The sequence below is a fragment of the Lentisalinibacter sediminis genome (assembly GCF_040706615.1).
GTDB classification, from domain to species: Bacteria; Pseudomonadota; Gammaproteobacteria; order Steroidobacterales; family Woeseiaceae; genus Lentisalinibacter; species Lentisalinibacter sediminis.
This window is the reverse complement of record NZ_JAPDRF010000002.1, coordinates 313,680-334,484: the sequence shown is the minus strand read 5'-3', so window position 1 is coordinate 334,484 and position 20,805 is coordinate 313,680. Positions and strand designations below refer to the sequence as shown.

The 20,805-nt window shown below is 69.2% G+C and carries 21 protein-coding genes; 7 read left to right on the top strand and 14 right to left on the bottom strand.

Annotated features, from left to right (window positions below):
* Positions 1-3: 3 nt before the first annotated feature.
* Genes guaD through uraH form a run of 10 tightly spaced genes read right to left on the bottom strand, consistent with a single transcriptional unit; the run spans position 4 to position 10,795 of the window.
* Positions 4-1,323: a guanine deaminase gene (guaD, locus tag ACJMKX_RS04405; protein WP_405221587.1), complete on the bottom strand. Its 1,320-nt coding sequence runs from the start codon at positions 1,321-1,323 to the stop codon at positions 4-6.
* The gene (locus ACJMKX_RS04400) at positions 1,320-1,862 is read right to left on the bottom strand and encodes an ureidoglycolate lyase (protein WP_405221584.1); all 543 of its coding nucleotides are present in this window, start codon (positions 1,860-1,862) and stop codon (positions 1,320-1,322) included. Before ACJMKX_RS04400 ends, guaD begins: the two co-directional genes overlap by 4 nt.
* Positions 1,855-2,901 (bottom strand): allantoicase, encoded by a 1,047-nt coding sequence (gene alc, locus ACJMKX_RS04395; protein WP_405221581.1) that lies wholly within the window; start codon positions 2,899-2,901, stop codon positions 1,855-1,857. Before alc ends, ACJMKX_RS04400 begins: the two co-directional genes overlap by 8 nt.
* Positions 2,898-3,464 carry a 2-oxo-4-hydroxy-4-carboxy-5-ureidoimidazoline decarboxylase gene (gene uraD / locus ACJMKX_RS04390; protein ID WP_405221578.1) on the bottom strand — a complete coding sequence of 189 codons (567 nt, stop codon included), beginning with the start codon at positions 3,462-3,464 and terminating at the stop codon, positions 2,898-2,900. Before uraD ends, alc begins: the two co-directional genes overlap by 4 nt.
* The gene (gene puuE, locus ACJMKX_RS04385) at positions 3,461-4,378 is read right to left on the bottom strand and encodes an allantoinase PuuE (protein ID WP_405221575.1); all 918 of its coding nucleotides are present in this window, start codon (positions 4,376-4,378) and stop codon (positions 3,461-3,463) included. Before puuE ends, uraD begins: the two co-directional genes overlap by 4 nt.
* Positions 4,375-5,574, bottom strand: a complete 1,200-nt coding sequence (locus tag ACJMKX_RS04380; RefSeq protein ID WP_405221572.1) for a urate hydroxylase PuuD — start codon at positions 5,572-5,574, stop codon at positions 4,375-4,377. Before ACJMKX_RS04380 ends, puuE begins: the two co-directional genes overlap by 4 nt.
* Positions 5,571-6,671 carry a xanthine dehydrogenase accessory protein XdhC gene (xdhC, locus tag ACJMKX_RS04375; protein ID WP_405221569.1) on the bottom strand — a complete coding sequence of 367 codons (1,101 nt, stop codon included), beginning with the start codon at positions 6,669-6,671 and terminating at the stop codon, positions 5,571-5,573. Before xdhC ends, ACJMKX_RS04380 begins: the two co-directional genes overlap by 4 nt.
* Positions 6,668-8,998 (bottom strand): xanthine dehydrogenase molybdopterin binding subunit, encoded by a 2,331-nt coding sequence (xdhB, locus tag ACJMKX_RS04370; protein WP_405221566.1) that lies wholly within the window; start codon positions 8,996-8,998, stop codon positions 6,668-6,670. The genes xdhC and xdhB overlap by 4 nt, the downstream gene beginning before the upstream one ends.
* Positions 8,988-10,469, bottom strand: a complete 1,482-nt coding sequence (xdhA, locus tag ACJMKX_RS04365; protein ID WP_405221563.1) for a xanthine dehydrogenase small subunit — start codon at positions 10,467-10,469, stop codon at positions 8,988-8,990. The genes xdhB and xdhA overlap by 11 nt, the downstream gene beginning before the upstream one ends.
* On the bottom strand, positions 10,469-10,795 hold the full coding sequence (gene uraH / locus ACJMKX_RS04360; protein ID WP_405221559.1) for a hydroxyisourate hydrolase: 327 nt from the start codon (positions 10,793-10,795) through the stop codon (positions 10,469-10,471). The genes xdhA and uraH overlap by 1 nt, the downstream gene beginning before the upstream one ends.
* Positions 10,796-10,999: 204 nt before the next feature.
* Here uraH and ACJMKX_RS04355 point away from each other — a divergent pair, with 204 nt between their 5' ends.
* Complete coding sequence (locus ACJMKX_RS04355) at positions 11,000-11,983, top strand: adenosine kinase (protein ID WP_405221557.1); 984 nt, start codon at positions 11,000-11,002, stop codon at positions 11,981-11,983.
* 9 nt (positions 11,984-11,992) lie between these two features.
* Entirely contained in the window at positions 11,993-13,246 is a 1,254-nt protein-coding gene (locus ACJMKX_RS04350; RefSeq protein ID WP_405221555.1) for a cytochrome P450, read from the top strand.
* Between the two features lie 69 nt (positions 13,247-13,315).
* Here the strand turns inward: ACJMKX_RS04350 and ACJMKX_RS04345 are convergent, their stop codons facing one another.
* A complete protein-coding gene (locus ACJMKX_RS04345; protein WP_405221552.1) occupies positions 13,316-13,900 on the bottom strand; it encodes a tetratricopeptide repeat protein in 585 nt (194 codons plus the stop codon).
* Between the two features lie 118 nt (positions 13,901-14,018).
* Here ACJMKX_RS04345 and ACJMKX_RS04340 point away from each other — a divergent pair, with 118 nt between their 5' ends.
* The 5 genes from ACJMKX_RS04340 to ACJMKX_RS04320 all read left to right on the top strand — a co-directional run bounded on the left by ACJMKX_RS04340 (position 14,019) and on the right by ACJMKX_RS04320 (position 17,561).
* A complete protein-coding gene (locus ACJMKX_RS04340) occupies positions 14,019-14,468 on the top strand; it encodes a hypothetical protein (protein ID WP_405221549.1) in 450 nt (149 codons plus the stop codon).
* Between the two features lie 45 nt (positions 14,469-14,513).
* Positions 14,514-14,939, top strand: a complete 426-nt coding sequence (locus ACJMKX_RS04335) for an MAPEG family protein (protein WP_405221547.1) — start codon at positions 14,514-14,516, stop codon at positions 14,937-14,939.
* 85 nt (positions 14,940-15,024) lie between these two features.
* The gene (locus tag ACJMKX_RS04330; protein ID WP_405221544.1) at positions 15,025-15,612 is read left to right on the top strand and encodes a hypothetical protein; all 588 of its coding nucleotides are present in this window, start codon (positions 15,025-15,027) and stop codon (positions 15,610-15,612) included.
* Between the two features lie 77 nt (positions 15,613-15,689).
* Positions 15,690-16,844, top strand: coding sequence for an FAD-dependent oxidoreductase (locus ACJMKX_RS04325; protein ID WP_405221541.1), 1,155 nt, complete (start codon positions 15,690-15,692; stop codon positions 16,842-16,844).
* A gap of 12 nt (positions 16,845-16,856) precedes the next feature.
* A complete protein-coding gene (locus tag ACJMKX_RS04320; protein WP_405221540.1) occupies positions 16,857-17,561 on the top strand; it encodes a hypothetical protein in 705 nt (234 codons plus the stop codon).
* Here ACJMKX_RS04320 and ACJMKX_RS04315 read toward each other — a convergent pair.
* Genes ACJMKX_RS04315 through ACJMKX_RS04305 form a run of 3 tightly spaced genes read right to left on the bottom strand, consistent with a single transcriptional unit; the run spans position 17,531 to position 20,804 of the window.
* The gene (locus ACJMKX_RS04315; protein ID WP_405221538.1) at positions 17,531-18,400 is read right to left on the bottom strand and encodes an HAD family hydrolase; all 870 of its coding nucleotides are present in this window, start codon (positions 18,398-18,400) and stop codon (positions 17,531-17,533) included. The two genes, ACJMKX_RS04320 and ACJMKX_RS04315, sit on opposite strands and share 31 nt — an antisense overlap.
* 10 nt (positions 18,401-18,410) lie before the next feature.
* Positions 18,411-19,331, bottom strand: a complete 921-nt coding sequence (locus ACJMKX_RS04310; protein WP_405221536.1) for an aldehyde dehydrogenase family protein — start codon at positions 19,329-19,331, stop codon at positions 18,411-18,413.
* 3 nt (positions 19,332-19,334) lie between these two features.
* Complete coding sequence (locus ACJMKX_RS04305; RefSeq protein ID WP_405221533.1) at positions 19,335-20,804, bottom strand: aldehyde dehydrogenase family protein; 1,470 nt, start codon at positions 20,802-20,804, stop codon at positions 19,335-19,337.
* Position 20,805: the final 1 nt, after the last annotated feature.

The window sequence follows — 20,805 nt, the reverse complement described above, 5'->3', positions numbered from 1 at the left end:
GCCTCAGGCCGGCCGGACCGGCTCGGCGAGGACGTGCGTGGCGCGCACGCAGCGATCGTCGCCGAGCATCAACAGTGCGAACAGGAGTTCGGCGAGATCCTCCGCCGCCGCCGTCCGTCGCCGCTGCAGGGTACCGGCGGCGGGCTCCAGCACCACGAAATCCGCTTCCTTGCCGGTCTCGAAGTTGCCGATGCAATCGTCCCAGGCGAGCGCGCGCGCCGCGCCCAGGGTGGCGAGATAGAGTGCCTGCCAGGGCGACAGCATCTGGCCCTGGAGATGCAGCACCTTGTAGGCCTCGGCCGCCGTGCCCAACAGGCTGAGTGTCGTCCCGGCGCCGATGTCGGTGCCCAGGCCCACCGGTATGCCGTGGCCGCGCGCCCGCGCCAGATCGAACAGGCCGCTGCCCATGAACGAGTTGGAGGTCGGGCAGAACGCGATCGCACCGCCAGCGTCCGCCATGAGCGGGTAGTCCTCGTCCTGCAGATGCAGGCAGTGGGCGAAGACCGCGCGCTCGCGCAGGAGACCGGCGGCGCGGTACACGTCCAGGTAGCTGCTCCGCTCGGGGAAGAGCTCGGCCACCCAGGCCACCTCGTTGTGACTCTCGGCGAGGTGGGTGTGCACGAACACCTCCGGGAACTCCTCCGCCAGGCGGCCGGCCAGTGCCAGTTGCTCCGGGCTCGAGGTGGGGGCGAAGCGGGGCGTTATCGAATACTCGAGACGCTCCCTGCCGTGCCAGCGCTGCAGCAGTTTCCGGCTCTCGGCGTAGCCGCTCTCAGCCGTGTCCTGCAGATAATCCGGGCAGTTGCGGTCCATCAGTACCTTGCCGCAGGCCACCCGCAGCCGGCGCGCGAGCGCGGCCTCGAACAGCGCGTCCACCGAGGCGGCGTGGACCGTGGGGAAGATCAGTGCGGAGGTGGTGCCGTGGGCCAGCATCAGGTCCAGGAAGTCGCCCGCGACGCGGTCCGCCAGCGCGCGGTCGGCGTAGCGGCGTTCGGTCGGGTAGGTATAGCGCTCGAGCCACTGCAGCAACTGCTCGCCGTATGAGGCCACCATGTCGATCTGCGGATAATGGACGTGGCAGTCGATGAAGCCCGGTACCAGCAGGCAGCCGCTGTAGTCGGTGACGGTTAGCCGGGCGCCCTGCGGATCACCCAGTTCCGCGAGGAGCGGCTCGGCCGGGCCGAGCCTGGCCACCTTCCCGTCCTCGGTGACGAGCAGGCCGTCCTCGAAGTACTCCAGCGCAGAACCGGCGTCCCCGTCGCCCGGGTCGGCGAGCAGGTGCACGATGGAGGCCCGGAAGGCGTGGACCGCCGGGCCGCTCACGGCGACGCTCCGGCGTCGGAGGACGGCAGAGCGGGCACGGCGGGTACGACCACCGGGCGGTCCAGCGTGTGGCTGTCGCAATTGTCCGCGCTGGCGACGTCGTCGATGATCAGGAAGTTCTGCCCGGCGGCGAGACCGATCAGCGGCACGTGCCAGGTGCCGGCCCGGTAATTCACGCCCTGGCTGCCGTCGGTCAGGAAGGCGCGCAGGTCGTCGGCCGACGGCGGCGCGCCGGCCGGCGCCACCACCACGACGAAGCGGAACCCGGCGAGCGGCACGAACGCCTGGCTGCCGCGGGGATGACGCTCGACCATCGGGCAGGTCACCGGCTGGCTCGCCGCGCGGCGGCAGCGGGCGATGCTCATGCCGACGCGTCCCTCCGCCGTGAGCCGGGCCAGGTCATCGTAGCGCTCGAAGCGCGCATCGTTCATGGGGTCCGCGTTCACGGTCCCCGCAGCGATCACCTCGCCGTAGGGACGGAATGTCTCCGCCGACAGCGGCTCGAGGGTCAGCGTGCGCCGCGTGTCGGTATCAGTCACCGGCGTCTCCGGTTGCCCGGCCCGTGCCAGAGCCCCTTGCATGGCCCAGGAGGCGCAGTCGGCTCACGCCGCCGTCCGGATAGATGGCGAGGCGTACGTGGGTCACCGTGCCGAGGTCGTTCAGCTCGTCGCGGAAACGGTGGCGGCTATCGGCGCCGAGCGGCACGGCGGGCAGCAGCTCCGGCCAGTCGGCCGATTCCTGCTGCAGGGAGCCGAGGTCCGCGCCCTCGATGCGGGCGGCCTGCAGGGAGGCACGGGCCGGGTAGTTGCCCTTGAAGTGGGCGGTGTCGATCTCGGCTTCCTCGATATGCCCGGGCCGGCCGAGCGCCAGTATCACCCAGTCGTGGCCGGGGCCGCGCCGGCGCCGGGTCTCCCAGCCGTCGCCCATGTTGACGCCGCGGCCGGGCACGTTGAGGTTGTGCATGCTGCCGAAATGCTCGTCGCTGCAGGCCAGTGCCCGGCCGCCGTGCTCCAGCGCGAACAGGTCGATGGGTTCCGACGGTGCCGGGGCGTCCGGGTCGGGCCGCACTTCGCCGTAGATGCGCAGCCTCGCGACGCCGCCATCCGGGTAGATGTTCAGGCGCAGGTGCGAGACCGGGCCCCTGTCGTCCACCGGCAGATAGTGGTGGGAGTCGCCGGCGAGTTCGACGCGGGGCAGGAGCACCCGCCAGGCGGCATCCGCGCCCGGTATTTCGTCCGCCGTGAAGCACGCGTCGATGGAGGCCGCCTGGGGATAGTTGCCGGTGAAGTGAGAGGTGTCGATGTCCAGGCCGTGCACGATGCCCGGCAGGCCGAGCCGTACGATGCACCAGTCGTGGCCGGGCTCCCGGCGTCGGCGGGTCTCCCAGCCGTCCATCCACTTGCCGTGATCGTCGTACTCATCCGGCAGGAACACTGCTGCCTCCGGCTTGATGAGCCGTTCCTTCGCGCCGAAGAACTCGTCGTTGGCTTCCACCACGCGGGTGCCGAAGCGCGGCTGCTCGAGCGGCGTCCACTGGTGGAAGGGCTGGCGGTCGTCCATTGGCTCGTGCTCGCTCATCGGGGGTCTCGCTCACGCGGCTGCTCGCTCATCTGATCCAGGCGGAGCCGCGCGATGCGGTGGATCTCGTCCAGGGCCCGCCGGAACTCGGTCTCCGGCGCATTGCCCAGCCGCTCTCCGAACGCCGCCAGGATGTCGCCGCGGCTGGCGCCGCGCACCGCCATCACGAACGGGCAACCGAAGCGCCGGTGATAGGCCTCGTTGAGACGCTGGAAGCGCTCGTATTCCTCCGGCGTGCACTGGTCGAGTCCGGCGCTCTGCTGCTCGGCGGTGGATTCCTCGGTGAGCGTGCCCGCCACGGAGGCCTTGCCGGCGAGATCCGGGTGGGCGCGGATCAGCGCGAGCTGGCGCTCCCGGCCGGCGTCCTCCACCACCGCGGCGAGCCGCGCCGCCAGGACATCGATCGGGACATGGACGGGCGCATCGGCTTCCGCCGGCAGATCGCCACGGGCCCAGGCCTCTCGCGCCACCCAGGGCGAGGATTCGTAGACGCCGCCATAGCGCGCGACGAAGGTCGCCTCGTCGCCCGGGATCGGCAACAGCGCATCGCGGCAGGCGCTCATGAAGCGGGCGCCTCGTGACGCTCGCGCCAGTGACGGGCGATGTCGATGCGCCGCGCCACCCACACCCGGTTGTGGCGGGCGACATAGTCGAGGAAACGGGCCACCGCCTGCGCCCGGCCCGGGCGGCCGGCGAGCCGGCAGTGCAGGCCCACGGACATCATGCGCGGCCGGCGCTCGCCCTCCGCGTACAGGCAATCGAAGGTATCGCGGAGATACCGGTAGAACTGCTCGCCGCTATTGAACCCCTGCGCCGTGGCGAAGCGCATGTCGTTGGCATCCAGCGTGTAAGGCACCATCAGCTGGGGCGGGCCGCAGCTCGTGTCCCAGTAGGGCAGGTCGTCGGCGTAGCTGTCGGCGCTGTAGGCGAAGCCGCCGTGCTCGACGACGAGCCCGAGTGTGTTCGGGCTGCAGCGGCCGAGATACCAGCCTTGCGGCGGCGCCCCGGTGAGCGCCGTGTGGATGCGGACCGCTTCCCGCAGGTGCGCGCGTTCGGTCTCCCGGTCGACGAACTGGTAGTCAATCCAGCGGTAGCCGTGGCTGGCCACCTCCCAGCCGGCGTCGAGCATCGCCTCCACGGCGGCCGGGTTGCGCTGCATGGCCATGGCCACGCCGAATACCGTCACCGGCATGCTGCGTTCCGTGAACAGCCGATGCAGCCGCCAGAAGCCGGCGCGGGCGCCGTACTCGTAGAGGGACTCCATGTTCATGTGGCGCACACCCTCGTAGGCCTCGGCGCCGACGATCTCGGACAGGAAAGCCTCCGAATGGGTGTCGCCGTGGAGCACGCAGCGCTCGCCGCCTTCCTCGTAGTTGATGACGAACTGCACCGCGACGCGCGCACCACCCGGCCAGTCGGCTGCGGGCGGGCGGGAGCCGTAGCCGACGAGGTCCCGGGGATAGTCCGTGCCGCTCACGGCTGCCGCTCCGTCGCGAGTGAACGGTACCAGCCGTCGATGACGGCGCGCTCTTCCTCCGTTATCCGCGTGAGGTTGCCGATGGGCATGGCCCGCAGCACCACCGTCTGCTGATGGATGCGGGTGGCGGCGGCCAGCACCTGATCCGGCGTCTCGAGCATCACACCCCCCGGCGGCGCGGCGAAGCCGGGATGACTCGGCGCGGCCGCGTGGCAGGAGACGCAGCGCGCCTCCAGCACTGCCCGGGCCTGCGCGAGCGACACCGGGGCGCTGGCGCTGCCGCCGTCCGCCCGAGGCGCGATGGCGGCGGCCACGCCGGCCAGCAGCAGCGCCGCGGCCAGCGGCGGCAGCAGCGGATTGCGGCCGGAGTGGCGGGCCACGAAGTACACGCGGATCAACGCGCCGGCCAGCGAGATCGCGATCAGGATCAGCCAGTTGTATTCGTGGGCCCAGGTCATCGCGTAGTGGTTGCTGATCATCACGAACAGCACCGGCAGCGTGAAGTAGGTGTTGTGCACCGAGCGCTGCTTGCCGCGCAGGCCGTCCGCCGGGTCGGGCGTCTCGCCCGCGGCGGCGGCGGCCACCATCCGCTTCTGGCCGGGAATGATCACGAAGAAGACGTTGGCCACCATGATGGTGCCGAGCACGGCGCCGAAGTGGATGTAGGCGCCGCGGCCGCTGAAGGTCTGGCACAGTCCCCAGGCCGCCGCCGTCACCAGCACCAGCAGTACGGCAGCCAGGCCCTGCTCCGTGCGGCCCAGGGGCGAGCGGCACAGGGCATCGTAGACGAGCCAGCCGCCGGCCAGCCAGGCGACGGAGATCGCAATCGCCGCGGCCGGCGCGAGGTCCGCCACGGCGGGGTCGATGAGGTAGACCTCGGCGCCCAGCCAATAGATGAGCCCGAGCAGGAACATACCGGACAGCCAGGTGCTGTAGGCCTCCCACTTGAACCAGTGCAGCGTCTCCGGCAGTACCGGCGGTGATACCCGATACTTCTGCGCATGGTAGAAGCCGCCACCGTGCACCGACCAGATCTCCCCGCCCACGCCGCGCTCTGCGTCCTTGCGCGAGGCCGGCGGTACGAGGTGATTGTCCAGCCACACGAAATAGAACGACGAACCGATCCAGGCGATGCCGACGATGAAATGCAGCCAGCGGCCGAGGAGATTCAGCCACTCGATCGCATATGCCGTCATGCGCCGGCCCCGCTCTCCGCCGGCCGCGCCGGCGTGAGACCCGCCTCCGCCGTCATGCGCTCGTGCTCCCGCAGCAACTGGGCGGCGACGGCCACCGCAATCTCTGCCGGCCGCTTGCCGCCGATGCCCTCGATGCCGATGGGGCAGACCATGCGGCCGATCTCTTCCGGCGCCAGGCCAAGTGCACGCAGGCGCTTCTCGAAACGTCGCTTCTTAGAACGAGAGCCGATCAGACCGCAGAAGGGGATATCCTCGCGGGGCAGCAGTCGCGCGCAGATCTCGAGATCGAGCGGATGGCTGTGGGTCATCACCACGCAGTACGTGCCGGCGGAGAGATTGGCGGCCGCCTCGGACGGGTCTGCGGTGACCTGACCGTGGATGTTGTGCGGCAGCGATTCGTCGGCCAGCAGCGGCCGGCTGTCGATCCAGTCGACCCGGCAGGGCAGCGGTGCCAGCATGTGCACCAGCGCACTGCCGACGTGGCCGGCGCCGAATACGGCGATGCGGAAGTCGGGTTCGCGCTCCGCCGTCAGCAGATAATCGCGCCCGCCGAAGGGGTACACCGCCGCGCCGGCACCGTCCGCGAGGAATGTATCGATGGCCGAGCGGACGTCGTCATCGCCGTCGGCTGCCGCTGCGTCGGCATTGCCTGCCGCATGCACGCGTGCGATGCCGTCGGCGTCACCGTCGACGGGGGTGACGAGGACCGTGGTATCGCTCTCCGCCATTTCGTCTGCCATCCCGTCTGCCGTGCCGCCGGCCAGTTGTCCGAGCCAGTCGGCATCGTCGGCCCGGACCGTCTCGAAATGGATGTCGACGATGCCGCCGCAGCACTGGCCGAAACTCGGACCCAGCGGAAAGCACCGCAGCTCGAAACGCGGTTGCGGTGAGTCCGGCCCGAGGCGCTCCCAGGCGAGACGCGCACAGTGGTATTCCAGTTCGCCGCCGCCGATGGTGCCGAGGATCTCCTCGCGGGTGACGACCATGCGCGCGCCCGGCTCCCGCGGCGATGAGCCGCGCGCGCCCGCTACGGTGACGAGGACGAAGGGCTCGCCCCGCGCGCGAAGCTCGAGCGCGTTCGCCACCCACTCGTTCACGGAGCCTCCCGGCTGCGCAGCTCGCCGACCGCCGCCAGCACCGCCTCCGGCGTGGCCGGCGCCGCGAGGCGCGGGCTGCCACGGTAATCGCCGGCCGCGGCGACCGCATCCCGGATAGCGTGGAAGACCGACAGCGCCAGCATGAGCGGCGGCTCGCCCACCGCCTTGGAGCGGTGGATGGTCTCCTCCCGGTTACCCGCCGAGTCGAGCATGGTCACGCGAAAATCCACCGGCAGGTCGGAGCATACCGGTATCTTGTAGGTGGACGGCGCGTGGGTTCTGAGCGCGCCGGATTCGTCCCACCACAGCTCCTCGGTGGTGAGCCAGCCCATGCCCTGGATGAATCCGCCCTCGATCTGGCCGAGATCGATGGCCGGATTCAGCGAGCGGCCGCAGTCGTGCAGTATGTCCACCCGCAGGACCCGGGATTCGCCGGTGAGGATGTCAATCGCCACCTCGCTGACCGCGGCACCACAGGCGTAGTAGTAGAAGGGCCTCCCGCTCAGCGTCTTGCGGTCGTAATGGATCTTCGGCGTGCGGTAGTAGCCGGTGGCGGACAGCGGGATACGGGCGTAGTAGGCCAGCTGCACGAGTTCCGTGAAACCGGTCTCCTCCTCGCCGATGCGTACGCGCCCGTCGCCGAATTCGATACGGTCGGGAGCCACGCCGTAGCGCTCCGCCGCGAAGGTCACCAGGCGCTCGCGGATGGCCCGGCAGGCATCCCGGGCCGCCATCCCGTTCAGATCCGAGCCGGCGGAGGCGGCCGTGGCCGAGGCGTTCGGCACCTTGCTCGTGTCGGCGGCGGTGATCTTGATGCGGTCCATGTCGATGCCGAATTCCTCGGCGACCACCTGCGCCACCTTGGTGTTCAGGCCCTGGCCCATCTCCGTGCCGCCGTGGTTCAGGTGCACGGTACCGTCGGTGTAGACGTGCACCAGCGCGCCGGCCTGATTCAGATGGGTGGCGGTGAACGAGATGCCGAACTTCACCGGCGTGAGAGCGATGCCGCGCTTTATCACCGGCTCGTCCCGGTTGGCGGCGCGTATCTCCGCCCGGCGGGCATCGTAATCGCTGTCCTGCCGCAGCCGGTCGATCAGTGCGGGCAGCACGTTGTCCTCGAACTTCTGGCCGTAATGGGTGACGTCTCGCTCGCCGATGCCGTAGAGGTTGCGCAGCCGGATCTCCAGCGGATCGCGGCCGAGGTCGCGGGCGATCTCGTCGATCACGTATTCGATGCCGAACATGCCCTGGGGTCCGCCGAAACCCCGGAACGCCGTGTTGGAGACCGTGTGGGTCTTGCAGCGATGGGAGACCACGCTCACGTCGCTCAGGAAGTAGGCGTTGTCGCAGTGGAAGATCGTGCGGTCGTTCACGGCGCCGGAGAGATCCGCCGACATGCCGCAGCGCGAGGCGAAGGTGAACTCGACGCCGCGGATCAGTCCGTCGTCGTCGAAACCCACGTCGTAGTCGATAACGTAGTCGTGGCGCTTGCCGGTCATGATCATATCGACGTCCCGGTCCAGCCGCAGCTTCGCCGGGCGGCCCGTGTGCCGGGTCATGACGGCGGCGATGCACGCGATCAGCGCCGGCTGGCTCTCCTTGCCGCCGAAGCCGCCGCCCATGCGGCGGCATTCCACCACGACGTCTTTTGCCTTCAGTCCGACGGCGTGCGCGACCGCATGTTGGATCTCGCCGGGATGCTGCGTGGAGCTGTAGACGTAGAGATCGCCGTCTTCGCGCGGCAGCGCCATGGCGATCTGGCCTTCCAGGTAGAAGTGGTCCTGGCCGCCGACGGCGGTGCGGCCGGACAGCCGGTGCGCGGAGCCCTCGATCGCACTGCGGGCGTCGCCGCGCTCGAGGCGCACGGAGGGCAGCACGAAGGACTCGCTCCGCACCGCGGTATCGGGGTCGAGGATAGGCTCCAGGTCGCCGTATTCCACCCGCGCCAGGGCCGCCGCCTTGCGCGCCTGGTCGACGGTGGCCGCGGCCACGGCGAACAGGGGCTGACCCACGTACTGCACCACGTCCTCGGCGAATATCGGGTCGTCCGCCACGACGGGACCGTAGTTGTTCTCGCCAGCGATGTCGGCCGCCGTGATGACCGCCGCCACGCCGGGTGCTGCGGCGACGGCCGCCAGATCCAGGCGCTCGACCGTCGCATGCGCGCGTGCGCTCATGCCCACCGCCACGTGTAGCAGGTCGCGGGGTTCCGGGATGTCGTCGGTGTAGAGCGCACGGCCGCTGACGTGCAGGTGGCCGCTGTCGTGGGGTATCGCCCGTCCCACAGTGCGCAGGTCGCCGGTTGCGGTGCGCCCGTCACCGTCCATGAGAATACAGCCTCGTCGTGATGCCGGACTTGGTGCTCTCGATATGGAAACGGCGCAGCAGGTTCTTCGCCACCGCGCGCCGGTAGGCGTCGCCCGCGCGCATGTCGGTGATCGGATCAAAGTCGGTGTCCATCGCCGCCATGGCGCGTTCGACCGCGGCCTCGTCCCAGGCCCCGCCCGCGAGGGCCTGCTCGGCGGCAGCGGCCCGCTTCGGTATGGCCGCCATGCCGCCGCAGGCGATGCGGGCGCTCGCCACGCGGCCGTCTTCGACGTCCAGCGCGAAAGCCGCGCAGACGGCCGAGATATCCTGGTCGAACCGCTTGGAGACCTTGTAGGCCGCCACCAGCCGGCCGGGGCGGCGGCGCGCGATGCGCACGGCCGCCACGAACTCGCCCGGCGCGAGGTCGGTCTTGCGGTAGTCGTGGTAGAAGTCCTCGAGCGCGAGCTCGCGGCGGCCGTCGCGGCTCGCCAGCACCACCCGCGCGCCCAGCGCGATCAGTGCCGGCATCGAGTCGCCGATGGGCGAGCCATTGGCGATGTTGCCGGCCAGCGTGCCGGTGTTGCGGATGGGCGGCGAAGCGAAGCGAAGGAACAGCTCTTCCAGCTCCGGATACTCGTCGACGACGGGCTCCATCGCATCGGCCAGCGTGACGGCCGCACCGATGCTCAGCCACTCGCCGTCTGCCGAGACTTTCGCCAGCTCCCGCACGCAGCCCACATAGATCACCGTGTCCAGTTCCCGGTGCTGCTTGGCCACCCACAGCCCCACGTCCGTGCCGCCGGCGAGGAGGCAGGCGTCCGGGTGCTCGGCGAGGAGCGCCGCGAGTCCGGAGGCGGTTGTCGGCGCGTAATAGCGGCGCCCGTTGTGCTCGAGTGCGAGCATGCCGGCGCCGGCCGGGTCTTCCGCCAGGGACTTCAGCCTGGCCGGCGCGTCACCGTCGGCGGGCAGATCGGCCCCGTAGTCGTACATGCGCCGCGCGGCCTCCACGATGGGCCGGTAACCCGTGCACCGGCACAGGTTGCCGGCCAGCGCGTCGTCGATCTCCCGGCGGGAGGGATCCCGGCGCGTCCGGTACAGGGCGAACAGCGACATCACGAATCCCGGCGTGCAGAAACCGCACTGGGAGCCGTGGCACTCGTACATGGCTTTCTGCACCGGGTGCAGCCCGGTCTGCGGGCTGCCCAGGCTCTCCACGGTAATGAGTTCCCGCCCGTCCAGGGTCGGCAGGAACTGGATGCAGGCGTTGACGGAGCGGTAGCGCAGCCGCTCGCCGTCGCCGTCGAGATCCGCCAGCACCACGGTGCAGGCGCCACAGTCGCCCTCGGCGCAGCCTTCCTTCGTGCCGGTGCGCCCGGCGTCCTCACGCAGCCACTGCAGCACCGTGCGGGTCGGGTCCACGTCGCGCAGCTCCACCGCCTCCCCGTCCAGGAGGAAACGCACGGCATCACGCGTCGGCTCGGGCGCGGCCATCAGCTGCCCCGGTAGGTGGAATAGCTCCACGGGCTGACCAGGAGGGGTACGTGATAGTGCTGGTCGGCGTCGATGCGGAAACGCACCGGCACCACGTCGAGGAAGCCCTCATCCGGGAAGCAGTCGCGCACGTGGAAGAGGATCTCCCACTGGCCGGTGGCGAACGCATCCTCGTCGAGCAGGGGATGGTCGGTGCGGCCGTCCCGGTTGGTCTCGGTGGCCAGTACGCGTTCGCGTCCGCCGTGCAGGCGGTACAGTTCCACGCGGACACCGGCAGCCGGTTGGCCGCGGGCGGTATCCAGCACGTGGGTGGTCAGTCGGCCCATGATTTCTCTCCCTGACGGACAGGATTCCCATATCTGTCCATGTCCGTCGGAAGGGCCATTATCCGGCCCGCGCGACGGCCGTCGCAAGCGTGGCGCGCGCCGCCTGGCTTTATATGGCGACGCCGAGTGGCTACTATCGCAACCCCGGCGGTGCCCCGGCCTCGCCACTGACGCGCCGACCCGCATATCCAGCAAGGAGACCAGATGAGTTCTGCCGCACAGCTGCTCGGCATCAGCAATGCCATCGTCGACATCCTGAGCCACGTCGATTACGGGTTCCTCGAGCGCGTGGACGCCGCGCCCGGCAGCATGACCCTGATCGACGAGAGCCGCGCCGACGAGGTGTACGGCATGATGGGACCCGCCACGGAGAAGTCCGGCGGTTCCGTCGCCAACACTGTGGCCGTCTTCGCCGGGCTGGGGGGCAAGGCCGCCTACGTCGGCCGGGTGGCCGACGACCAGTTCGGACGGGTATTCCAGCACGACATGAACTCGCTCGGCATCGACATGCGCGTGCCGCCGTCGCCCGCCGAGAAGTCCACGGCCCGCTGCTACGTGCTGATCACGCCGGATGGCCAGCGTACGATGCAGACCTATCTCGGCGCCTGCACCGAGCTCGGTCTCGGCGACGTGAGCGAGGAGACCATCGGCGCGCCGGGCATCCTGCTGCTGGAGGGCTACATCTTCGACCTGCCGGAGGGGCCGGACGTGGCGCGGCTCGCCATCGAGACCGTGCGCCGGCGTGGTGGCAAGGTCGCCGTGTCGCTGTCTGACGCACTCTGCGTGGAGCGTCATCGGGCAGCATTCCGCGAACTCGTCGAAGAGCAGATCGATCTCGTCTTCGCCGACGAGGAGGAGATCTATCAGCTGTTCGCCACCGACTCGATCGAGGGCGTGATGTCCGAGGCCTCCATGCTCGAGGGGCTGTTCGTCGTCACCCGCTCGGAGAAGGGCTCGGTGGTGATCAATGGCGACGAGTTCATCGAACAGGCCGCCTTCCCGGTGGACAAGGTCGTGGACACCACCGGCGCCGGCGACACCTATACCGCCGCCTTCCTCGCCGCGCTGGTCAGGGGCGAGCCACTGGAACGCTGTGCCCGCATCGCCTCCTGGTGCGGTGCGCGGGTGATCCAGCAGGTGGGTGCCCGCTACCAGGGCGACATCCTGGAAGGCTACCCGGAGAGCTGAGCAAACCCCATGCGCCGCACGGGTACGACCGGCGCGACGGACGCGGGGGCGGGTGCCGCATTCCGGCCCTACGAACAGGACTTCGCACGGGACCCTTATCCGGTCTACGCCCGGCTGCGCCGCGAGTCGCCCGTCTTCCACTCCGCAGAGTTCGGCATGACCTTCTTCACGCGCTACGCGGACGTGGAGCGCCTGCTGCAGGATCCCCGGCTGGGCCGCACGGTGCGCCACCGGATGTCCCCCGCCGAGCGGGCGGCGGACGACGAGCCCTGGCAGCACCTGCCCAACTACGCCCGCTACGTTCGGGTGAACGTGCTGGAGACGGAGGGCGAGGAGCACGCGCGGCTGCGCCGTGTGCTGATGCGGGTGATGAACCCGAACCGGATCCGGCGCCTGAAGGCACGCATCGAGACCCTGGCGCGCGAGCGGGTGGCGGCGCTGGCACCGCGCGGCCGCATGGAATTCGTCTCCGAGCTAGCGACGCCGCTGCCCGTGCATCTCATCGCCGGGCTGCTGGGCTGGCCCGACGACGAGCACGATCGTCTGCGGCCCTGGTCTGCGGCGATCGTACGGCTGTACGAGAAGGATGCCACCGAGGCGGACGAGCAGGCAGCGGAGACCGCTTCGGCGGAGTTCGCCACCCGCATCGGCGAACTGGTGGAGGAGCGGCTGGGGCATCCTGACGACGGCGTCATTGGCGAGCTGGCCGCGCTGGCCCGCGACGAGGGGTTGCTGGACCGGGACGAACTCGTGGCCAGCTGCATGCTGCTGCTGAACGCGGGCCACGAGGCCACCGTGAATGCGGCGGGCAACGGCCTGCTGGCGCTGCTGCGCCACCCGGAGACCTGCGCGAGACTGCGGGCCGACCCGGCGCTGGTGGATACGGCCGTGGACGAGATGCTGCGCTACGACGCGCCGCTGCATCTCTTCCACCGCTACGTGCTGGAGGACATGGAGTACGCGGGGCGACGCTTCCGGCCCGGGGATACGCTGGGCCTGCTGTACGGCTCGGCGAACCGGGACCCGGAGGCGTTCGCCGAGCCGGATCGCTTCGACATCGCGCGGAGCCCCAACCGTCACTTCGCCTTCGGCGCCGGCGCCCATTTCTGCGTGGGCGCGCCCCTGGCCCGGCTGGAACTCCGCGCGCTGTTCACCGCGCTGCTGGAAGGTCTGCCGGAGCTGCACCTGGCGGATGAGGAACCGGAATATCACACCGGCCTCGTCTTCCGCGGCCTGAAAGCGCTGAACATACGCTGGCCATAAAGCGCATGTAGGAGGGCCTTCAGGCCCGATTTGCGGAAAGATATCGGGCCTGAAGGCCCTCCTACCATTCTATTGGGGCAGTGCGTCCAGCATCTGCTGCGCCGACTCGCTGATGCTCATATTGCCGCCCGTCTCGGTCGCCTTCGTCAACGCGGCGCGCGCCTCTTCCACGTTACCGAGCTGGCTCGAGACGAACCCCAGCGTGAGCCAGGTGCGCTGATGATCCGGATTCGCCTCGGCGCCCTCGCGCAGGTGTCGGAGGGCTTCCTCGTGGCGGCCGAGGTAATGCAGGGTGAGCCCGAGGTTGTTGCGGGCCTCCGCGTTGTCCGGCTCCAGTTCCATCAGGCGTGCGTACAGTTCCGCCGCGCGGCCGTATTGTTGCTCCCGGAAAAGCATGTCGGCCTGTCGTCCCATCTCTGCGGGGTTGTCCGTGGGCATCGTCATCGCCGAACTCAGCGCGATGTCGTTCGCGGAGATGCCGCCCGGCTGCGGCGCCGGGCGCTGACGGACGGTGGCCGGGTTCGTCGCGGCACCGGCGGCGGGGGTCGCCGTCGCATCGTCCGCATAATAGGCGCGTGTCGCGCCGAAGACCGCCAGGCCGAAAGCGATCTGGAAGACCGCCATGCCCGCCCAGAATTTCCCATTCGTTTCCATATGCATTCCCGTCGATCGAGCCAGCGGCGAGGATATCCGGACGGCGGCGGCACGCAAAGCCCCGGAAAACCACACCGGCCGTGGTAGGGTTGGGCCGGAGTCAATCAAGGAGAGATCGATGAGGATACCGACCCTGTTGCTGGCCATGCTGCTGCCCGTGGCCGTGGCGGCGCAGCCGGAACCCTGGATGCGCAGCGAGACGCCCGGCGAGCTGTCCATCGCGGCGGGCGCGGAGTCCGACTGCCCGGTGACCCCGGAAGACGTGAAGATCCACATGGAGAGCGTGCTGGAGCAGGCGGGCATCGAAGCGGTGCCATTCAGCGGCAAGCCGTCGGCACTGTTCCTGGCGGGCACCGTGGAATGCGAGAAGCATGGCGACGGGGTGTGGGTATTCCGGGCGGCGGTCGAGTTCGATTCGCCGGATCGGCAACTCAGCGACTGGATCGGCGGCAAGTCCTATGTCGGGCTCGGCATCGGCGGGCGCGGCGCCATCATCAGGGCGCTGATGGCGGACATGGAAGAGGCCATCGAGGACTACAAGGCCAGTAACCGGGATTACGATTTCTGAGCCGGCCGGCACTGCTTCGTCACAGGCCCGGATGGGAGCAATCAGATGGAACCAGCCACCTCGCTCGTCGCCGCGTGTTGCGTGCTCGCGCTGCTGACTTTCGTCGTGGGCTTCCGGATGCTGCACGTGCGTATCGGGGAGATGCGCAGGCGCGGCATCGAGCCGCAGGACGTCGCGTTGTCGGGCCAGCGTGCCCAGAGACTCGAGGATACGCGCGCCTCCGACAACTACAATCACCTGTTCGAACTGCCGGTGTTGTTCTACGCACTGGCCGGCCTCGCCGTCGCCACCGCACACGTCCCCGGCTGGCTGGCCTACGGCGCGTGGCTGTTCGTGGCGCTGCGGGTGGCGCACAGCCTGATCCAGTGCACCTACAACCGGGTTATGCACCGGTTCGCCGTCTTCGTGGCCGGCTACCTGCTGCTGCTCGTCATGTGGCTGGCATTCGGCGGTTCGTATCTGACGGCGTGAGCGTGTCGCGGCCCCGGTGGCCGATCTGTTGTGTCAGACTGCTGCCGGATCTTCGCCGGCCCCGCCGGCAGTCGGAGGGAATGCAATGCGTAGGGATGTCCGCCTGGTTCCGATAATCATTTTCTGTTGCCTTGCTGCGGGCTGTACGTCGTTCTGGCAGGCCGGGTCATCGTCCGGCAGCCGCGACGGCGTCTCCAGCAGCCTGGTCGACTATCTGTATCCGAAGGGAGAGGTGCCGCCGGAGCAACCCGAGGGAATCCCGAGGCTGGACCTTCCGCTGCGCGCGGGGATCGCGTTCGTGCCATCGCGCTACATTAGCGGGTTCGGTAGCGGCATCGGTATCCCCGAAGCCACGGTGCTGTACTGGACGATCGTCGGTGCCTATCTCGTCAAGGGTACGAAGAACGCGGTCAGTACCGGCCTGCAGTCGAATGAGGCGCTGCGTCGGGAACGGACCGGGAGTTTCGCTGCCGCCATGGACGAGATGACGGTCAATCTGGAGACCGAGCTCGAGCGGTTCGAGGATCGCCTGAAGAGCGAACCGACGCTCGCCGAAGTGAACTGGGAGGAGGGCAAGGGAGGCTCCGGCACTTTCGGCCTGTTCGCGTTGCCGGCGTTGCTGGCAATGGCCCTCGCCGCGCCGCAATTGACCTCCTCGGAGCGAAGATCATAGATATTGGACGCCGTCAGCTGCTGAAACTCCTCGCCGCGCTCGGCGTCTCCACGACGATGACGGCCGGGAGGTCACCCGTGGCCGCACGCGAGCGGGCGAAGTTCGACGTCGTGGTGGTCGGCGCCGGCGTGTTCGGCATCTGGAGCGCCTGGCAGCTGCACCGGGCCGGCCGGCGCGTCGCCGTCATCGATGCCGTCGCACCGGCTCACAGCCGGGCGTCCTCGGGCGGCGAGAGCCGGGTTATTCGGGCCGGCTATGGCGACAAGGAAATTTATTCGGAATGGGCCTGGCGCTCGCTGGCCGACTGGCAGGCGCTCTCGGCGCGCAGCGGGCTGCCCGTCTTCCATCCCATGGGCGTGCTGTGGCTGCACGAGGAGCGCGACGCGCTGGTGCGCGCCAGCGCCGACGTCCTGGCGCGTCTCGGCATCCCCCACGAATTCCTCCCGGCCGCCGATCTTCGCAGCCGCTATCCGGTGCTCAGGGCGGACGACGGCGAGGCTGGTTTCCTCGAACCCCGGGCCGGAGCGCTGATGGCCCGGCGGGCCGTGCAGTTCATGGCGGCGGAGCTGGCCGCCGATGGCGTGCCGTTCTTCGGCGCCCGGGTGAACGCGATACATACCGATCAGGCGAACGGCGGATCACTGCCTGCCGTCACGACCCGCGCCGGCGAGACCATTGCCGCAGAGCAGTTCGTCTTCGCGTGCGGACCCTGGCTCGACCAGGTCTGTCCGCAGGCGATGACCGGGCGGCTGTTCGTCACCCGGCAGGAGGTGTTCTATTTCGCCGTCCCGGCCGGCGCTACCGGTGCACTGCCGGTTTGGGCAGACCTGCCGTTCTACGGCTTTCCCGAACTCGAGGGCCGCGGCTTCAAGGTGGCCGATGACACCCATGGCGCGCCCATGGACCCCGACAGCGGCGACCGGCGTGCCAGCGAGGAGGGCGAACTGAGGGCGCGGGCGTTTCTGGTCCGGCGCTTCCCGGCTCTCGCGGAGGCCCCGCTCAGCGAGGCGCGCGTGTGTCAGTACGAGAACAGCTCGGACGGCCACCTGGTGATCGACCGGCATCCGGGTCTCGACAATGTCTGGGTCGTTGGCGGCGGCTCGGGTCACGGCTTCAAGCACGGACCGGCAGTGGGCGCGCATGTGGCGGCGCTGGCGGCCGGCAAGGCAAATCCTCGTGCGCCGTTTCTGCTGGGGGCAAAGGGGAGTCGCCAGCAGCGTGCGGTGCAATGACGATCGTGCGATATGTCGGAAAATGACCTCACCACAGCGCTGGAGAAGTTCCGCGACAAGCGCGGTTACCTGTTAGCCCATCACGGCCTCATGGCGCTCGCGGGCAACGGCCTCCTGGAGGCCTACGATGCGCTCTACACCCGCCTGACGTTGACGCCGGCGTACCTGAGCCGCCGCGAGCACGAGTTTGTCTGGATGGCCGTGCTCAGCTCCATCGACGAGCCGCTCGGCACCCACCACATCCCCCGCTACCTGGAGGCGGGTGGCAGTCGGGACGAATTCACCGCCATCCTCGCCTTCACCGCCCTCGCGAAAGGGGTGTCCTGCTATCAACTCGTGGAGGGCCACTGGCTGCCGCATCTGCCGGACATGGAGCCGGAGGCCGCCTACCGCGCCGCGTTCGAGCGGGCGGCGGAGGGCGCTCCGCTGCCGCTGGCGCACATGGCCGGCGCCGCCGTGCACATGTGCCAGGGAAATTTCGAGGCGCTGGCCTGGCAGATCCGCGCCGCCTATGCCGCGGCCGCGCCGGAGCAGGGCCTGGCGGAGGCGCTGTCGCTGGCGATGTTCCCGGGCAGCGTGCCCTATTTCGCCCGTGCCACCGAGGTGTGGCGCCGCCTGATCGCGGACGGCGAGGTGGAGGCGTCGGCGGCGTTTCGGGCCTGGGCGTCGCTCACCGGTCAGGGCGGCTACGACGAGGCGTCGGGAGTTGCCGGATAGGGGGGCTCGGCGTCCCAGGGATGACCGACGTGGAGGCATTCCTCCACCAGCCAGCGGAATTCCCGGAAGCTGTCCACGATCGCGTCGGGCTGATGGGGGTGGGCTTCGGTACCGGGGAAGATCTTCGCGATCCACTCGTGCTCCCAGCCCGTCCCGTTGAAGAACACCGACGTGATGCCCGCGCGTTTCGCAGCGACGACGTCGGTGGTGCTGTCGCCCAGGTACCAGCAGTGTGGACCGGGCTCCGCGTCGAGTTCGTCCAGCGCCTTCAGCACCGGCTCCGGATTCGGCTTGCGGCGGTAGGTGTCGCCGCCGCAGATGGTGACGTCGAACAGCTCCAGCCACGCGCCGTCGTCCACCAGCGCGAACTCGTGCTCGAAGAACTCCCGGTCACGGTTGGTGAGGATGCCCAGGTGCACGTCCAGTTCGACCATCTCGGTGAGTAACTCGAGTTCGCCGCCCTCGAAAGGATGCACCTCGCCGTAGTGGTGGCGGTAGGCGTCGTTGAAGGCCTCGTGGGCGGTGTGCTTCGCGTCCTCGTCGGCGCCGAACAGCACCTCGAAGATGTCGGTGCGCGAGATTCGCCGCTCCGCCTTGATCTTCGGATGCAACCGGCGGTGGTCGCGCACGTAGTCCACCAGGCGCGCGTCTTCCGGCGTCTTGCAGAGATCGCGCGGGATCAGTTTCTCCATGAGCCCCAGCTCGGGCAGCCGGGGCAGCACGTCGTCCACCGCGTGATACATCGCGTCCAGCGTATCAACCAGCGTGGCGTGCCAGTCGAACAGCACTACGCGGGGGGCGGGCAGGGCGCGGGCCGCTTCGTCCAGTTCGCGCAACATCGGGACCGTCTCAGCCGCCGATCGGGTGCCAGGTGGTCTTCACTTCCTGGGTGTCGCGGATGTGGTAGGGGCTCTGCGCCGCCGGGCGCCGCCAGTCGGTGTCCCTGCGGTCCACCACCCGCTTGAGATTCTCCGCCGCAGCAATCTGGATGTCCTTCGCCGCCTCGGCTTCGGCCTCGCAGAAGACCACGGCGTTCACGTCCATGTGGGAGGCGAACTGGCCGGTGAGTTCGTCGCGGAAGCCGGTCAGCAGGTTTACCACCCCGCCGGGCACATCGGAGGAATGCAGCACCTCGGCGAAGCTGATGGCGGTCAGCGGACGGCTGGCCGAGGCCAGCACCACGCAGGTGTTGCCGCCCACGATGGCCGGTGCCACGTTCGAGATCAGTCCGAGCAGCCCGCTCTCTTCCGGCGCGATGATCGCCACCACGCCGGTGGGCTCCAGCGCCGAGAAGTTGAAGTGGGACGAGGCCACCGGGTTCACGGCGCTGAATATCTGCTGATACTTGTCGGACCAGCCGGCGTAATGGATCAGCCGGTCGACCGCGGCGTCCACCTCGCTCTCCGCCCGGCGGCGGTTCACGCCCTGTAGCGCCAGCTCGGCGGCGAACTGTTCCCGACGGCCCTCCAGCATCTCGGCGATGCGGTACAGCACCTGCCCGCGGTTGTAGGCGCTTGCGCCGGACCAGGCGGCGACGGCGCCGCGAGCGGCCACCACGGCCTCGCGGAAGTCCTTGCGGCTGGAGCGGCAGACGTTGGCGATCACCGTCTCGCCGTCGGGCTTGAGCGGGTAGTAGCGCCCGGATTCGGTGCGCGGGAATTTGCCGCCGACGTAGATCTTGTAGGTCTTGGCGACCGGGAGCCGGCCGCCGACCTGCCTGCCCCTGTTCTTCCCCTTGCCTTTACGCTGGCGCTTCGTGGTGTCGTTCATGGTTCAGTCCAGTGCCAGGTAGGCGTCCAGCCCGTGCAGTCCGCCCTCGCGGCCGACGCCGCTCTCCTTGTAGCCGCCGAAGGGCGAGGTGGGATCGAACTTGTTGAAGGTGTTGGCCCAGATCACGCCGGCGCGCACGCCGCCGGTCATGCGGAAGATCTTGGCGCCCTTGTCCGTCCAGATGCCGCCGGACAGCCCGTAGGGCGTGTTGTTGGCCTTCTCCAGACCTTCCTGCATGCGCCGGAAGGTCTGCACGGCGAGCACCGGGCCGAATATCTCCTCCTGCACCACCCGGTTCGACTGGGCGACGCCCGTGAGCAACGTCGGCCGGCACCAGTAGCCCTTGCGGGGCAGGCGGCAGGACGACTGGTAGATCTCGGCGCCCTCCGCCTTGCCCACCTTCAGGTAGTCCCGGATGGTCTCGAGCTGCGCTGCAGAGTTGATGGCGCCCACGTCGGTATTCTTGTCCAGCGGATCGCCGACGATCAGCGTCTCCATGCGCTCCTTCAGTTTCTCGATCACCTCGTCGGCGACGGACTCCTGCACCAGCAGCCGGGAGCCGGCGCAGCAGACGTGGCCCTGGTTGAAGAAGATGCCGTTGACGATGCCTTCCACCGCCTGGTCGATGGCCGCGTCCTCGAAGATCACGTTGGCCGCCTTGCCCCCGAGTTCCAGCGTGTATTTCTTATTCGTGCCCGCCAGCGAGCGCATGATGATCCGGCCCACTTCGGTGGAGCCGGTGAAGGCGATCTTGTCGACGTCCGGGTGTTCGACGATGGCGGCGCCGGTCTTGCCCGCGCCGGTGACGATGTTCACCACGCCCGGCGGCAATCCCGCGTCGCGCACCACTTCGGCGAATTTCAGGGCGGTGAGCGGCGTGGTCTCCGCCGGCTTCAACACCACCGTGTTGCCGCAGGCGAGCGCCGGGGCGATCTTCCAGGCCAGCATCAGCAGCGGGAAGTTCCAGGGGATGATCTGGCCGGCGACGCCCAGCGGCCGCGCCTTGCGGCCCGGAAAGGCGTAGTCGAGCTTATCGGCCCAGCCGGCGTAGTAGAAGAAATGCGCGGCGGCCAGCGGGATATCGATGTCCCGGGACTCGCGGATGGGCTTGCCGCCGTCCAGCGACTCGATCACCGCGAACTCCCGCGCACGCTCCTGCAGGATGCGGGCGATGCGGTAGATGTACTTGCCTCGCTCGGCGGGGGCGAGCTTCGACCAGGGACCCTCGTAGGCGGTGCGGGCGGCGGCCACCGCCCGGCCCACGTCGGCCTCGCCGGCGTCCGCCACGCGGGACAGCACCTGTTCGCTGGCCGGGTTTATCGAGTCGAAGTAACGCCGCTTCGCCGGCGAGACGAATTCGCCGTCGATGAACAGGCCGTAGCGCTCGTCGACGGTGACGTGGTCCGTGCTCTCCGGGGCCGGGTCGTATTGCCAGCCGGTATCGAAAGCGAGAGGGCTCGTTTCTCTGTTCACG